Origin of the sequence: Qipengyuania marisflavi (genome assembly GCF_005884405.1) — a bacterium.
Lineage (GTDB): Bacteria > Pseudomonadota > Alphaproteobacteria > Sphingomonadales > Sphingomonadaceae > Qipengyuania > Qipengyuania marisflavi.
In genome coordinates this window covers 573,383-588,038 of the sequence record NZ_VCAO01000001.1, presented here as the reverse complement: position 1 = coordinate 588,038, position 14,656 = coordinate 573,383, and the positions used below count along the sequence as shown (strand labels likewise).

14 protein-coding genes are annotated in these 14,656 nt (G+C 61.8%); 2 read left to right on the top strand and 12 right to left on the bottom strand.

Translation table 11 applies throughout. From position 1 onward, the window contains the following. The first annotated feature begins 31 nt into the window (after positions 1 to 31). Positions 32 to 1,783, top strand: a complete 1,752-nt coding sequence (locus FEV51_RS02870) for an AmpG family muropeptide MFS transporter (protein WP_138615707.1) — start codon at positions 32 to 34, stop codon at positions 1,781 to 1,783. On the opposite strand, the gene FEV51_RS02865 is transcribed toward FEV51_RS02870, so the two are convergent. The 11 genes from FEV51_RS02865 to purB form a co-directional block, all read right to left on the bottom strand. Continuing rightward, positions 1,784 to 3,073, bottom strand: a complete 1,290-nt coding sequence (locus FEV51_RS02865) for a bifunctional folylpolyglutamate synthase/dihydrofolate synthase (protein WP_138615706.1) — start codon at positions 3,071 to 3,073, stop codon at positions 1,784 to 1,786. It abuts the gene before it with no gap. Positions 3,074 to 3,081: 8 nt separating this feature from the next. Further along, on the bottom strand, positions 3,082 to 3,930 hold the full coding sequence (gene accD / locus FEV51_RS02860; RefSeq protein ID WP_138615705.1) for an acetyl-CoA carboxylase, carboxyltransferase subunit beta: 849 nt from the start codon (positions 3,928 to 3,930) through the stop codon (positions 3,082 to 3,084). Beyond that, the gene (gene trpA / locus FEV51_RS02855; protein WP_425466588.1) at positions 3,927 to 4,745 is read right to left on the bottom strand and encodes a tryptophan synthase subunit alpha; all 819 of its coding nucleotides are present in this window, start codon (positions 4,743 to 4,745) and stop codon (positions 3,927 to 3,929) included. Before trpA ends, accD begins: the two co-directional genes overlap by 4 nt. A 186-nt stretch (positions 4,746 to 4,931) precedes the next feature. Then, positions 4,932 to 5,321 carry an endonuclease domain-containing protein gene (locus tag FEV51_RS02850; protein ID WP_246034401.1) on the bottom strand — a complete coding sequence of 130 codons (390 nt, stop codon included), beginning with the start codon at positions 5,319 to 5,321 and terminating at the stop codon, positions 4,932 to 4,934. Positions 5,322 to 5,402: 81 nt separating this feature from the next. Continuing rightward, a complete protein-coding gene (locus FEV51_RS02845) occupies positions 5,403 to 5,768 on the bottom strand; it encodes a hypothetical protein (RefSeq protein WP_138615704.1) in 366 nt (121 codons plus the stop codon). Beyond that, positions 5,765 to 6,976, bottom strand: coding sequence for a tryptophan synthase subunit beta (gene trpB, locus FEV51_RS02840; protein WP_138615703.1), 1,212 nt, complete (start codon positions 6,974 to 6,976; stop codon positions 5,765 to 5,767). The genes FEV51_RS02845 and trpB overlap by 4 nt, the downstream gene beginning before the upstream one ends. Beyond that, the gene (locus FEV51_RS02835) at positions 6,973 to 7,614 is read right to left on the bottom strand and encodes a phosphoribosylanthranilate isomerase (protein WP_138615702.1); all 642 of its coding nucleotides are present in this window, start codon (positions 7,612 to 7,614) and stop codon (positions 6,973 to 6,975) included. The genes trpB and FEV51_RS02835 overlap by 4 nt, the downstream gene beginning before the upstream one ends. A 29-nt stretch (positions 7,615 to 7,643) precedes the next feature. Continuing rightward, complete coding sequence (locus FEV51_RS02830) at positions 7,644 to 8,438, bottom strand: SIMPL domain-containing protein (protein WP_138615701.1); 795 nt, start codon at positions 8,436 to 8,438, stop codon at positions 7,644 to 7,646. A gap of 72 nt (positions 8,439 to 8,510) precedes the next feature. Next, entirely contained in the window at positions 8,511 to 9,185 is a 675-nt protein-coding gene (pyrF, locus tag FEV51_RS02825) for an orotidine-5'-phosphate decarboxylase (RefSeq protein WP_138615700.1), read from the bottom strand. Then, positions 9,182 to 9,559 carry a DUF1049 domain-containing protein gene (locus tag FEV51_RS02820; RefSeq protein WP_138615699.1) on the bottom strand — a complete coding sequence of 126 codons (378 nt, stop codon included), beginning with the start codon at positions 9,557 to 9,559 and terminating at the stop codon, positions 9,182 to 9,184. The genes pyrF and FEV51_RS02820 overlap by 4 nt, the downstream gene beginning before the upstream one ends. Positions 9,560 to 9,616: 57 nt before the next feature. Beyond that, entirely contained in the window at positions 9,617 to 10,936 is a 1,320-nt protein-coding gene (purB, locus tag FEV51_RS02815; protein ID WP_138615698.1) for an adenylosuccinate lyase, read from the bottom strand. Positions 10,937 to 11,094: 158 nt separating this feature from the next. Between purB and FEV51_RS02810 the strand changes: the two genes are divergently transcribed. Beyond that, complete coding sequence (locus tag FEV51_RS02810) at positions 11,095 to 13,914, top strand: DUF3857 domain-containing protein (protein WP_138615697.1); 2,820 nt, start codon at positions 11,095 to 11,097, stop codon at positions 13,912 to 13,914. A gap of 31 nt (positions 13,915 to 13,945) precedes the next feature. Here FEV51_RS02810 and radC read toward each other — a convergent pair whose 3' ends face one another. Next, a complete protein-coding gene (gene radC, locus FEV51_RS02805) occupies positions 13,946 to 14,656 on the bottom strand; it encodes a RadC family protein (protein ID WP_138615696.1) in 711 nt (236 codons plus the stop codon).

Below are 14,656 nucleotides of genomic sequence, written 5' to 3'. Positions count from 1 at the left end.
AAAACAGCGATAAACGGAAGGACGCCAGCTTATGGCCGAAGCGGTTGCAGAACAGAAGAAATCAGCATGGCGCACATTGGGATTGGCGCTGACCAACCGCAAGTCGGGCTTTATGCTGCTGTTCGGCTTTGCCCAGGGCCTGCCCCCGGCGCTGTTCCTCGGCACACTCTATGCATGGCTGTCCGAAGCTGAAGTCGATCTTGAGACTATGGGCGTCTTCTCGCTGGTCGGGCTCGCTTATGCCTTCCAGTTCCTATGGTCGCCGCTGCTCGACAAAGTCGACCTTCCCGGCCTCCGCAGGCTTGGGAAACGCAAGCAGTGGATCGCGCCGATGCAGCTGATCGTCGGCATCGCATTGCTGATCATGAGCTTCCTCGACCCCAAGAGCGCGCTTGGCTGGTTCAGCCTGCTGGCGGCAATCGGCGCGTTCGCCAGTGCCACTCAGGACATCGCCATCAATGCCTGGCGCATCGATGTCGCGGACGAGACTGCCACGCTGGATATTCTCTCGACCATTACTCAGATGGGCTTTCGCCTCGCTGCGCTGATCGGCGGCGCGCTGGGTCTGATCATTGCTGAACGGATCGGCTGGCCGCAGACTTATGTCATCATGGGCGCAATCATGTTGGCCATCGGCATAGCAAGTCTGTTTGCCCCCGATGCCGATGTGGAGAAACGCTCCGCCGCAACGGTAGCGGCAAACGACGAAGAGGTTGCCGAGCTCTACAATGCTGGTGAAGTTACCGAGAAAGTCCGCATTCGCGCGCTGATCGCTGTGGGCGTACTCTGGGCCTGGGCCATCGTCACGGTGGTTGTCTTCATGGTTCGCTCCATGACTGCGCTGCCCGATGACCGTCCTGATGTGACATTGTTTACCGCGACTTACGGTCCTCTGATCGTCATCGCGACAGTTGTGCTGCCGGCATTCATTGCGGCCTGGGTCGCCAAGCAAAAGCGTGACGGCACCAACGTCATTATCGCCGCGCCGGGCGTAGGTGCCGGGCACAAGGTGAAGTTCAGCGATCATCTATACCGCGCGCTGGTGTTGCCGCTGGTCGAGTTTGTCGGCCGCATGGGCTGGTCGCTGGTGCTGATCCTGGCGCTGGTTCTGACCTATCGCATTTGCGATTCAATCTGGGGCGTCTTCGCCTATCCATTTTACCTTGGAGAGCTGGAATACACCGGCGACCAGGTGGCATTCGCATCGAAATTCTTCGGGGTGTTCGCGATTCTTCTGGGCCTTGCGCTTGGCGGGTGGATCATCACGAAGTTCGGCCGCATGTTCACGCTGACGCTGGGGGCAACGCTGGCAGCGGCGACGAACCTGCTCTACGCCGATCTCGCAGTGGGCGGCGCCGCCATGCAGGCGGGCAGCGACTTTGTTGGCTTCACTGCGCTGGTGAATTTCATCGCAGGCATTTTCCAGATGACCGACATTGATGGACTGGCGCGTCTGACGTTCACGATCTTCTGGGAGAACCTGGCCATCGGCATCGCCGGAGCGGCTTATATCGCATGGCTCAGCTCCATCGTGGCGAAGGAATACGCCGCCGTGCAATATGCGCTGCTCGCGTCGCTCACGCTGCTGATCGGCACGATCGGGCGCGGCGCGCTGGGCCAGATGATCGAGGATCGCGGCTATTATTTCGTCTTCATCTTCACCACGATGATTGGCGCGGTGGCGGTGGGGCTGTGCATCCTTGAATGGATCCGCGAATCGCGCGGCAAGGCGAAGGCGGGGATTGTCGCACCGGAGGCTGGCGAGGTCATGCGCGCCGATTGATCAGCCGGGAATTTCGTTGTTGAGGCGCAAGACCTCACCCGCGAGATAGAGCGAGCCGGCGATTAGCACCGGCAGGCTGTCGTCGGGCAGCGAGGCCAGGGCATTGGCGACATCGCCAGCCTCTCGCGCGCGCTCTCCAAAGGTGCTGGCGGGGTGCCAGTCGTGGCTAGGTACAGGCACTATTGTGAGGGTTGCGATGGATTTCGCGAGAGGCGCGGTCAGCGATGCCGGGTCCTTGGCCTCGAGCATTCCGAGGATGAGATGTAGCCGCTGACCGGCAAAATGTCCGGCCAGCATCGCGCCCGCGCTGGCATTGTGGCCGCCATCGAGCCAGACCTCGCGGTCTCCCACCAGCGGACCGGGGGCGAGCAATTGCAATCGACCGGGCCAGCGCGCGTCGCGGATACCCTGCGCCATTGCTTCGGGCGTGACGGTAATCTGGTCCTGATGCCGCAGCAGCGCGGCCGCCAGCGCGGCATTCTCCGTCTGATGCGCGCCGGTGAGGGTGGGCAGCGGCAGCACCAGTGCTCCATCCCGGTCCTGATAATTTAATCCGCTGACATTCACGCTGGCGTGCCAGTCGCGGCCCCGCATCGCCAGCGGTGCGCCAGCGGCGTGAGCCGCGCGTTCAATCTCCAGCGATGGACCTTCAGGATATGAAAATGTCACCAGCGGGCTGCCCGATTTCGCGATACCAGCCTTCTCGAAAGCGATGCGGGAGAGTGGCTCTGTCGGCACGCCTTCTTCGGGTACCAGCAGGAACCGTTCGTGGTCGATCCCCAGCGCAGCAATGGCGCAGGCGGCGGGTTGCGTGATGACATTGGTCGCATCAAACCGCCCACCAAGCCCGACCTCGACCACGCAGGCATCCGCCGGAACGCGGGCGAATTCGCAGAATGCGGCGGCCATTGTGACTTCGAAAAAACTGGGTGCCAAATCCTCGCCCGCGTCCAGAACCTCGGCCAACAGCAGTGCCAGCCGCTCGTCGGAAATCAGCGCGCCAGCGACCCGAATGCGTTCGTTATAGCGCACCAGATGCGGGCTGGTGGTGGTGTGGACGCGGTGGCCGCTGGCCTCCAGCATTGCCCGGAGGAAGGCGCAGGTGGACCCCTTGCCATTGGTCCCCGCGACATGGAAAACCGGCGGTAGTCGCAGCTGCGGATCGCCCAGCCGGGCCAGCAATGCGCGGATCGTCGTCAGCCCCAACCGCCCGTCCGGAACGCTCAGCGCGCCCAGCCGGTCAAGCTGGCGCTGCACCGCAGGACTGTCGGAGCGGGCAAAGTCCCGCATCGTGTGGGTCAGGCCGCCTGCTTGGGTGAGAGATAGTCGGTCACCGTGGCCAGCATATCGCGCAAATCATGGCGGTGCACCACCATGTCGACCATGCCGTGCTTGCGCAGATATTCGGCGCGCTGGAAGCCATCGGGAAGCTGTTCGCGAATGGTGTCCTGGATCACCCGCTGTCCGGCAAAGCCGATCAGCGCGCCCGGTTCGGCAATGTGGATGTCGCCCAGCATGGCATAGCTGGCGGTCACGCCGCCAGTGGTCGGATCGGTCAGCACCACGATATAAGGCAGGCCCGCCTCGTGCAGCCGCCGCGTCATCACGGTTGCCTTGGGCATCTGCATCAGGCTGAGGATACCTTCCTGCATCCGCGCGCCGCCCGCTGCGGTGACCACGATATAGGGACAGCGGCGGGTCAGCGCGCGTTCGGCGCCCTGACAAAAGGCGGTGCCCACGGCCATGCCCATGCTGCCGCCCATAAAGCCGAAATCCTGCACGCCGATCACTGCCGGCCTGCCGTCAATCGCGCCAGAGCCCACCAGAAACGCATCGCGGTGCGGGTTCTTGGCGCGCGCCTGTTTCAGGCGGTCGGTGTATTTCTTGGTATCGCGGAACTTGAGCGGGTCTTCCTTGACCTCGGGGACCGGCAGCACCTCGAACCCATCGTCCAGCAGCATCGCCAGCCGCGCATCCGCGCCGATGCGGCCATGATGATCACAGCGCGGGCAGACGGACTGGTTTTCGTGATACTCCTGCCCGAACACCATCTGCTGGCAGCTGGGGCATTTGACCCACAGATTCTCATCCGTCGCGCGCTTGGGCAGGAAACGGAGATTGTTACGGACTTTGGTGAACCAGTTCATGTTGAAGCCTTTGCCGCCGAATGCACCGCCTTGGCAAGACTCTCGGTGAGTTCGCGAAGATGGCGCGGAGCGTCCTTGCCATGCTTGCCAACCAGCTCGACCAGTGCGGAGCCGACGACCACGCCGTCCGCAACTCTGGCAATCTCGCCCGCCTGATCGGGAGTGCGCACGCCGAAACCGACGGCCACGGGCAAATCCGTGGCAGCCTTGAGCCGTGCCACCGCCTCCGCAATAGAGCCCTGTGCCGCCTGTTGCAGGCCGGTGATCCCGGCAACCGAAACGTAATAGAGAAACCCGCCCGACCCTTCGAGAACCTGCGGCAGGCGCCGCGCATCAGTGGTCGGCGTGGCCAGCCGGATCGGCGCCACCCCGGCCGCGCGCAATTGCGGGCCAAGCGCGTCGTCCTCCTCAGGCGGAATATCCACGCAGATCACGCCATCGACGCCAGCGGATTTGCACTGATCCGCAAACCAGTCCGCCCCGCGCCGCACCATCGGATTGGCATAGCCCATCAGCACCAGCGGGGTGTCAGGATGGCGCGTGCGAAAGGCGGAGGCGATGGCGAACACATAGGCAGTGGTCGTCCCCGCGCCAAGGCTGCGCAAATTCGCCGCCTGGATCGCCGGACCATCGGCCATCGGGTCGGTGAAGGGCATCCCCAATTCGATCACGTCCGCGCCGCCCGCGACCAGCGCGTCGAGGTTGGCCGCGGTGTCGCCATCCCCTGCGGTAAGAAAGCAGATGAGGGCGGGGTGCGGTTTGCCGAAGGTTGAGGAGAGGCGATTCGAAGCGGTCATGGCGGGATTATCGTTCATCTAACTCTGCTTGAAGCTGAGACATGGACCGGGTGTTACACAGTTCAAGGGTAAAAAATCCGGGCAGGGCGAGCGAAGGCGATTTGGCGCGTAAAGAGAAGTGAGGCATCGTCATTTCGTCACTATCGCACGGGCGAAGCGCTGTAGGACAGGGGGACTTGGCGAAACCGGAGGAGAGGCGGGTTATCAGGCCCTCTCCCCTTCAGGGGAGAGGGTTGGGAGAGGGGAATATCCCATATCCACAACAACCTCCGTCAAGCGCTCTAACACGCCATCCATATTCCCGATGACATCGGAATTCATAAACCTGACCACCCTGTATCCCTGATCTTCCAGATGTCGGCTTCTCGCAGCGTCATAGGTATCGCGCCCTGTGTGCGTATCGCCATCCAGTTCCACGACAAGTTTGGGATCGTTCGATGCAAAATCGGCGATAAACTTTCCGATCACCTTCTGGCGGCGAAACTTGATCCCGCAGAAACGACCAGCCCGCAACTCCAGCCACATCCGCATCTCCGATTCCTGCAGATCCTTGCGCATGGCTTGGGCGTGCTTCAGCGAGGCGTGGTCACGCATCCCCCTCTCCTCCCGCCGCTGCGCGGCTCCTTCCTCTCCCCTGAAGGTGAGAGGGTAAGAACAAGGCGGCGAAGAGGCGGGTCATACGTTCACATGCTCCGTGAATACGCCAATGAGGCCGATCAAAATTGAACCTCCTGCCGTAAACAGAGCCGCGTCAGTCATTGATATGTCCGCGCCAAAAATTGCGTCGATACTTAGAGTGAGTGGGAAGATCAGCAAGCCCAAAAAGAAATAAAGAAGACCACGCTTAGGGTTGAAATCAAACAGTTTGCTCGCCGGATCGGGTGGTGCACGCAATTGCCAAAGCGACCACCCCAAGATGCCAAGGATTGGCAACCAGACGAACCAAGGCGTCTCAAAGTTGTCGCCGAGAACCCACGTTTGGAACAATAGCAAAACTGAACACAGACCTATTGCAATGAACGCGAGCCTTGTTTTGGTCAAATCTCCACTCCCAGCTTTTCAGCCACGGTGAAAATATCCTTGTCGCCGCGCCCGCACAAATTGGCGAGGATAATCGCGTCGCGGTCCATGTCCTTCGCTCGCTTCGCAACAGCCGCAATCGCGTGGCTGGGTTCCAGCGCGGGGATGATGCCTTCGGTGCGGCAAAGCAGCTGGAAGCCTTCCAGTGCCTCGTCATCGGTCACGGCGGTGTATTCGACTCGGCCGGTGTCTTTCAGCCAGGCGTGTTCGGGGCCGATGCCGGGATAGTCGAGGCCCGCGCTGATCGAGTGGCCTTCGGAGATCTGGCCGTCTTCGTCTTGCAGCAGATAGGTTTTGTTGCCGTGCAGCACACCGGGTGATCCGCCCAGCAGGCTGGCGGCATGTTCCTTGTCCAGCCCGTGGCCTGCCGCTTCCACGCCGAGCATTTTAACATCCGCATCGTCGAGGAAGGGGTGGAACAGGCCCAGCGCATTCGACCCGCCGCCGATACAGGCGACCAGCAGATCGGGCAGGCGGCCAGTGCGTCCGAGCATTTGCGCGCGCGCTTCGATGCCGATCACGCTCTGGAAATCGCGCACCATTTCGGGATAGGGGTGCGGCCCGGCGGCGGTGCCGATGATGTAAAAGGTGTCGTGGACATTCGCGACCCAGTCGCGCATCCCTTCGTTCATCGCATCTTTCAACGTGGCGGCGCCGCTGGTTACCGGCACCACTTCTGCACCCAGCAGCTTCATACGGAACACATTGGGTGCCTGCCGCGCCACATCGGTCGCGCCCATATAGATCACGCAGGGCAGGCCGAAGCGCGCGCAGACGGTGGCGGTTGCCACGCCGTGCTGGCCCGCGCCAGTTTCCGCAATGATGCGCGTCTTGCCCATCCGCATCGCCAGCAGGATCTGGCCAATGCAATTGTTGATCTTGTGCGCGCCGGTGTGGTTCAATTCGTCACGCTTGAACCAGACCTGCGCCCCTCCGAGAGCCTCGGTCAGCCGCTCCGCAAAATAGAGCGGGCTGGGGCGGCCAACATAATGTTCAAGCAGGTCGTCAAATTGCGCCTTGAACGCGGGATCGGCCTGCGCCGCGCGGTATTCGCGCTCAAGATCGAGCACCAGAGGCATCAACGTTTCGGCGACATAACGCCCGCCGTAATCGCCGAAATGGCCGCGATCATCTGGCTGGTTGCGGAAGGAATTGGGGTTCTGGGTCATGGCCGCGCGGCTTTGCAGAAGGCTGCGATTCTGTCCACGTCCTTGACACCGGGAGCACTTTCGACGCCCGAAGACGTGTCGACCAGCGCTGCGCCGGTCTGGGCGATGGCGTCTGCAACATTGTTCGGTGTCAGGCCCCCTGCCAGACCCCAGCGTGCTTTACCGCGATAGCCTGACAGCAGCGACCAGTCGAACCGCAGTCCCATTCCGCCGGGTAAAGCCGCATCTTTTGGCGTCTTGGCGTCGAACAAAATGAGGTCGGCGATATCATCATATTGACGCGCGCGTTCGACATCGGCGGGTGAAGCGATCGGCAGCGCTTTCCAAACTGTCAGGCCGAAGCGGGCCTTCAACTGCGCGGCGCGCTCTGGCGTTTCCTCACCGTGCAATTGCAGCGCATCAAGCTGTGTCGCGTTCACTGCATCAGCAATCAAGCTGTCGTCGGCATCCACAAACAGCCCCACTTTGCCGATCCGTCCTGTGGCGCGTTCTGCCAGTGCGCGCGCATCACCCAGTGCAAGATTGCGCGGGGAGGGCGCAAAGAACACCAGCCCGGCATGGTCCGCACGCGCGCCAATTGCGGCGTCGAGCGCGGCGGGATCGCTGATCCCGCAGATCTTGATCTCAGGTGAGTTCATCGGGTGTGACTAGGGCAGCTGGAGCGCGATCAGGGCGCAAGTTCGTACTGGATCGAGACATTGGCAGACATCTGCATCTCGCCCGGCTGTATCGGTGCGGGCGGTGGTGGCGGTGCGGCCATTCTTGCGGACTCGCCAAACATTTGTGGCGGGCGACCATAATAACCGCCGCTCTCGCTGATCGACACCACACGAACTATGCGCAGGCCCGCAGCACTGGCATACAGTTCGGCCTTGGCGCGCGCGCTGCGTACGGCGTCACGGCGCGCTTCATTCAGGGCAGGCTCGGGGTCGTCCATCTGGAACGCCGGGCCATTGATTTGATTGGCCCCGGCAGTTGCCAGCGTGTCGATCACCTTGCCATAATCGCCCAGCTTGCGCTGACGGACTGACACAGTGTTGTTAGCGGTATAGCTGATAATCCGGGGAACACGGTTTTCTGGCGACGGGGCGATATAGGGCTGTCCGCTGGCACGCGCGGCCATCATCGCGTCACGTTCGGGATTGGCATAGACCGGGCTGATCGACAGATTGCTGGTCTGGATATCACGCTCCGCAATCCCGGCGCGTTTGAGCGAGGCGATAACCTGCGACATCTTGCGTGAGTTTTCGCCCAGCGCCTCGGCAGCGCTCGCACCCTGCGTGGTAACACCGGCGCTGAACACTGCCAGTTCGGGTTCGCGCAGCGTCTTGCCCTCGCCATTGACGGTCAGCAGCGTGTGCCCGGCGGTGATTTCCGTGCCCGCAACATTCTGCGCGGCCAGCGGGGCGAGCGGCAGTGCGGCGGCAATACCGGCCAGCAACAGTGGGAGTGCTTTTCTCACAGTGATTTCTCCAGATGTCAGGATTTCAAAACCCGCAAGCGGCGGCAATCGTTCCGCCGCATTGGCGCGGTGTCAGAGCGTTCCCTCGATCGCGCGCGCGGCGGCGGCTGGATCCTCGGCGCGGCTGATCGGGCGGCCGATAACCAGCACGCTGGCCCCGTCATCGCGTGCCTGACGCGGAGTGACAACGCGCTTCTGGTCGCCTGCCGCACTGCCCGCAGGGCGCAGGCCCGGCACGACGAAGAAACCGTCGCGCCATTGCTTGTGCACGGCCTTTACCTCGTGACCCGAGCAAACGATCCCATCCAGCCCGGCATCCTTCGACAATTCGGCCAGCCGCATCACATGGTCATGCGCGGTTCCCTTGATCCCGGTACGCTCCAGGTCGCGGTCATCCATACTGGTCAGCATGGTAACGCCGACCACCTTGGTGTGTTCTGCCGCAGCGGCCTTGGCGTCTTCCAGCATCGCGCGGCCACCGCTGGCGTGAACGGTGACAATCGCCGGTTCCAGCACATGGATCGCCTGCATCGCAGCGGCCACGGTATTGGGAATGTCGTAAAGCTTGAGGTCGAGGAAAATCGGCAGTCCCAGCTGGCCAATCATGTGAACCCCGTGCGCGCCGTGGGCACAGAAGAATTCGAGACCCAGCTTTATCCCGCCAATGTGCGCCCTGGCCTTCTCTGCCAGCGCCAGCCCGTCACGAAGGTGGGGCACGTCGATTGCGAGATAAATCGGATTGGTCATAGGGGCCGGGTAGGTTCCGGATCGATAGGATTGGCCGGCTCAGGCGGCAGATCGCGCGGCGATACCGGTGCTGGTGGCGGGGTTTCCGTAGCGGTGCCGGGGGTAACCGGCTTGCTGGCGGCGGGCGCGCTCATCTTGGTGGTGGCGGTTTCCAGCGCGGTGATGCGCCGCGTCAGGCGCCACTTGCTGCCGCGGTGCAGCAGCCACATCGGGACCAGCCCCAGCAGGAAGGCGACCACGACCAACGCGGGCAGTTTGGTTTCCAGTACCAGATCCGACCAGATCTGCACTTCGACCGGTTTCCAGTTGAAGAACGAGAATGCCACCAGGGCGAACAGCAACACGGCCCATAAGATTGTGCGGACGATCTGCATTTGGTGCGTTTCCCCTGTTGTCTGTCCTGACTTGCTAGGCGCGCAAACGCGCTGCGTCTAGCGCGGGTTGCCGAATACGCGGGCGAAGATCGTGTCGACGTGCTTGAAGTGATATTCGAGATCGAAGCGGTCTTCCAGTTCGGCATCAGACAGCGCGGCGGTCACTTCCGCGTCCTGTTTCAGCAAATCGAGCAGCATCATGCGGCCATCCGATTCCCACACCTTCATGGCGTTGCGCTGGACCAGCCGATAGGCGTCCTCGCGGCTCACCCCGTTCTGAGTCAGTGCCAGTAACACCCGCTGTGAATGGATCAGGCCGCCCATGCGGTCCATGTTCGCCTTCATGCGGTCGGGATAGATCAGCAGTTTGTCGACCACGCCGGTCAGCCGCGCCAATGCAAAGTCGAGTGTGACAGTCGCATCGGGGCCGATGAAACGCTCGACAGAAGAATGCGAGATATCGCGTTCATGCCACAGCGCCACATTCTCCAGCGCGGGCATAGCATAGGCGCGGATCATGCGCGCCTGACCGGTCAGGTTTTCGGTCAGGATCGGGTTGCGTTTGTGCGGCATCGCGCTCGAACCCTTTTGCCCGGGGGAGAAATATTCCTCAGCTTCCAGCACCTCGGTGCGCTGGAGGTGGCGCACTTCGACAGCGACCCGCTCGATGCACCCGGCGATCACTGCCAGCGTGGCGAAATACATGGCGTGGCGGTCACGCGGGATGACCTGGGTCGAGACAGGCTCAATTGTCAGGCCGAGCTTTTCGGCGACGTGGGCCTCAACCTCAGGGGCAATATTGGCAAAAGTACCGACCGCGCCAGAAATTGCGCAGGTCGCGATTTCTGCGCGTGCAGCCAGCAGGCGGGTCTTGCACCGGTCGAACTCGGCGTAGGCCTGCGCCAGCTTCAGTCCGAAAGTTACCGGCTCGGCATGGATGCCGTGGCTGCGGCCAATGGTGGGCGTGTATTTGTGCTCTTCCGCACGGCGTTTGATCGCTGCCAACAATGCGTCGAGATCGGCAAGCAGCAAATCGCTGGCGCGCGCCAGTTGAACCGCCAGCGTGGTGTCCAGCACATCGGAGCTGGTCATGCCCTGATGCATGAAGCGTGCCTGCTCGCCGACATTCTCCGCCACCCACGTCAGGAAGGCGATCACGTCATGCTTGGTCACAGCTTCAATCGCGTCGATGGCATCGACATCGATTTTTGGATTGGTCGCCCACCAGTCCCACAGCGCCTTGGCGGCGCTTTTCGGTACGACGCCCAGCTCGCCAAGCTTTTCAGTGGCGTGCGCTTCGATCTCGAACCAGATGCGATATTTCGCTTCCGGTTCCCACAGGGCGGTCATTTCGGGGCGGGCGTAGCGGGGGACCATGTTCGGGGACTCCGGCGAAAAGCGGCAGGGCAAGGTGTGCCCGCGCCGCTAGGCAAGCTGCGGCAAAGTTGCAACCATGCAGGCTGGGCGCGGTCTAAATTCGGCTATTGTCGCAAATGTCATAGCTCACTGGACGAAGCTGCGATAAGCTGTTCCTTATGAGCGATAAAATTACAAAGCGTATCTCGGTACCGGCCTTCGCCATTGGCATTTCAATGTTGGCCCTGTGGGCAAACCCGGCGGTTGCTGGCGATACTGTTCTGTATGGCAGTCCGCCGAGCTGGGTTGAGCCGGCGAAGCTTACCAAAAGCGATGTCAAGGACGGACCCGCTGACCTGCTGTATGATTGGCAGCACCGGCTCGAAAATGGCGTGGTCTCCACTTACGAAGACACGGCGATCCGCCTCGATGATCCCGATTCGCTCATGGAAGCGGGCACGGTGACGGTCAATTGGCTGCCCGACAAAGGCGATCTGACCATCCACCGTATCGAAATCCTGCGTGGTGACGAGACGATTGATCTGCTCGCCGCCGGGGAGCAATTCGATGTGCTGCGCCGTGAGGAAGGGCTTGAGAACCGTCTGCTAGACGGACGGCTGACCGCGACACTTGCCGTGCCCGGCCTGAAAATTGGCGACGTCCTGCGCGTCACGCACAGCACGACCATTGCCGATCAGGCGCTGGGCTCGGAAATGCAGGCGCTGCAATATCTGCCGTCCGATCCGTGGCGGGTGGGTTTCTCGCGCGCTATCGTCAGCTGGCCCGAAGGTGAAGACGTGTTCTGGCGCGCTGAAGAGCGTGCCGGGGTCGAAGCGCCGGAACTGGTCAACGGCTACCGCCGCATCGAAGTCACCTTGCCGCTCGCCAAGGCCAAGGAAATGCCCAAGGATGCACCCTCGCGCTTCCTGCGCACGCCGATGCTGCGCGTGGGCACCTATGCCGATTGGCAGGAACTTTCGCGCACGATGCACCCGCATTACGATGCCGCGGCAACATTGTCCCAGGGCAGCGACGTCAAGACCGAAGCTGCAAAGATCATGCGGGCGACGTCCGATCCGCTTGAACGCGCTGCCCGTGCGATCCGGCTGGTGCAGGATGATGTCAGCTATTTGCTGAACGGTCTGGATGGCGGCAATTACCTGCCGCAGGACGCCGACGAGACTTGGGAAAAACGCTATGGCGATTGCAAGGCCAAATCGGTCCTGCTGCTGTCGCTGCTGCGCGAGATGGGAATTGCAGCTGTCCCGGTTCTGGTGACCACCAAGGGCGGCGATGCCTTGCCCGAATTGCTGCCGGTCCCGGGCAATTTCGATCACATGATCGTGCGCGCGCAAATCGGCGGGGTCGATTACTGGCTCGACGGCACCAGCGCCGCCACGCGGATTACCAATCTGGGCGAGGTTCCGGCGTTCTATCACGCCTTGCCGCTGACTGCTGCGGGTTCGGATCTGGTCCCCATGACCCAGCGCGAGCAGCCTTATCCCGATATGGTGATGGAGCTTGAAGCGGATTACTCTGCGGGTGTCGATCTGGCGGGCCTGATGACGCTCGGCATGAAAATTTATGGTCCCAGAGGCGCCTCGCTGCGTCAGGTCGCCGCTGCCGATGATGACGAAGCACTGCGCAACATTGCCAAGTCGATCACCTCTGGTGGGGATGGGATGAGCGTCGTAAGTTCGGTGTCCATTGATTATGACGAGGACGCAGGAGCGGCGTCGATTGTCATCAAAGGGGTCAGCGACAGCGAATTCAGCTGGGAAGATGGCCGTTACGTTCTTGAAAACGACAGTGGCAGCGACTTGCAATTTTCAGCCGACCGCGCACGGCGTGACTGGCGCGAAATTCCTGTCAGCACCCAGGGTCCGGGACGCAATCTGGTAAAGGGTGTCGTTGTCCTGCCCAAGGATGTCGATGGCTTTACGCTGACCGGAAAAACCGAAGTTGCGGGCGGTTTTGGTAATGTGAAACTGACCGGCTATTCCAAGCTGGTCGGCAACAGGCTGATGTCGCGGGCCGAGGTAATTAATCTGCTTGGCGAAATCGCTCCGGCAGAATTGCCAGAGGTGAAGCGGGCTGCGCGGCGATTGGCCGCTACTCCGGCGCGGTTGGTTGCCCCGGTTGATATTCCGCTGCGCTGGGACCTTGCGCCCAAGGATTTGCGGAAACGTACCAAGCCGGTGCTGGACGCCTTTGCCAAGGCCATCGATTTTGCCGATGCCGACGATCAGCAGCCGCTCAAGCAACGGGCGTATTTCCTGTCGCGAATTTATGAGCGCGAGGCGGCACTGGCCGATTTCAACAAGCTGCTGGATGAAGTCCCGTCCTCAGGCCTTTATCTGTGGCGCGCGTCGGTGCTGGAATCGCTGGGCCGCAATGAGGCTGCGATTGCCGATATTTCAGCCTCTTATGACCTTGAGCCAGAGAACGATACTGCGTTCCAGCTGGCGCAAATGATGGCCTATTCCGGCCGCACTGACGAGGCGATGGATCTGCTCGAAGAACTGGTCGTCGGTGATGAAGAGCGGGCTGGCTATGCTGACAGCTATGCCACTGTCGCCGGATTGAGCGGCGACACTTCTGCGGCCATCGAACTGCTTGAGGATGAGGTTGCCGCCAAGCCGCAAGACGCCTCGCTGCTGAATTCCGATTGCTGGTTCCGCGGATTGTTCGGAGTGGCGCTGGAAGATGCGCTGGAACGCTGCACGCGCGCTGTCGAGAATTCAGGCGGCAGTACTGCTGCCGCGCTCGATAGCCGCGCGATGGTGCGTTACCGGCTGGGCGATGCGGCTGCTGCGATTGCGGATCTTGATGCCGCGCTGGCTTTGTCTCCCGGACTTTCGGCATCGCGCTATTTGCGCGGGATCATCCTGCTCGAACAGGGCGACGCAAAGGGCAAGCGCGAGATTGAAACGGCGCTGCGCATTTCTCCCGAGCTTGCCGATCGCTATGCCCGTCACGGGGTGAAGCCGAAAATGTGACCGATCTGGGCCGGGAGGATTGGGGCGGGGGTTAGATCAGCCCCTTGGCCCGCAGCGACACATGGCTGCCACGCCCAACGATCACGTGATCGTGAACAGTGACATCCAGCAAACGGCCAGCCTCGGCAATTCGCTTGGTGATGGCGATATCGGCGCGGCTGGGTTCGGGGTTGCCGCTGGGGTGGTTGTGCACCAGAATCAGCGCAGTCGCGCCCAGATCGAAAGCTTTGCGGATGACCTCGCGCGGGTGGATCGCCGCCTCGTCGATGGAGCCATCCCCCACGTGATGGTCGTCGATCAGCCGGTTGCGCGCATCCAGATACAGCACACGCACCCGTTCGCGCGTCAGATGCCCCATATCGATGGTCAGATAGTCGATTAGTGCCTGCCAGCTGCCCAGAACAGGTTTGTCCTCCACCGCCCCGCGCGCCATCCGCCGGGCCGCCAGCGCCACGCTTTTCAGCGCCGCTGCACCCGCTTCGCCCATGCCCTTAACCTGCATCAAAGCATCAGGCTCAGCATTCAGAACCGCGGCAAGCGAGCCGAAATGTGCAATCAGCGCCTTGGCAATCGGCTTGGTATCGCCTTGCCGCATTCCGGCGAAGAGCAGGAATTCCAGCAGCTCATAATCGGCCAGTGCCTCCGCGCCGCCGGTCAGCAGGCGGTGGCGCAAACGCTCGCGATGGCCCGCGCCGGAATGGGCGAGCGGGTTTTTGTCAGGCTGTGGCAACCAAATCCCCAT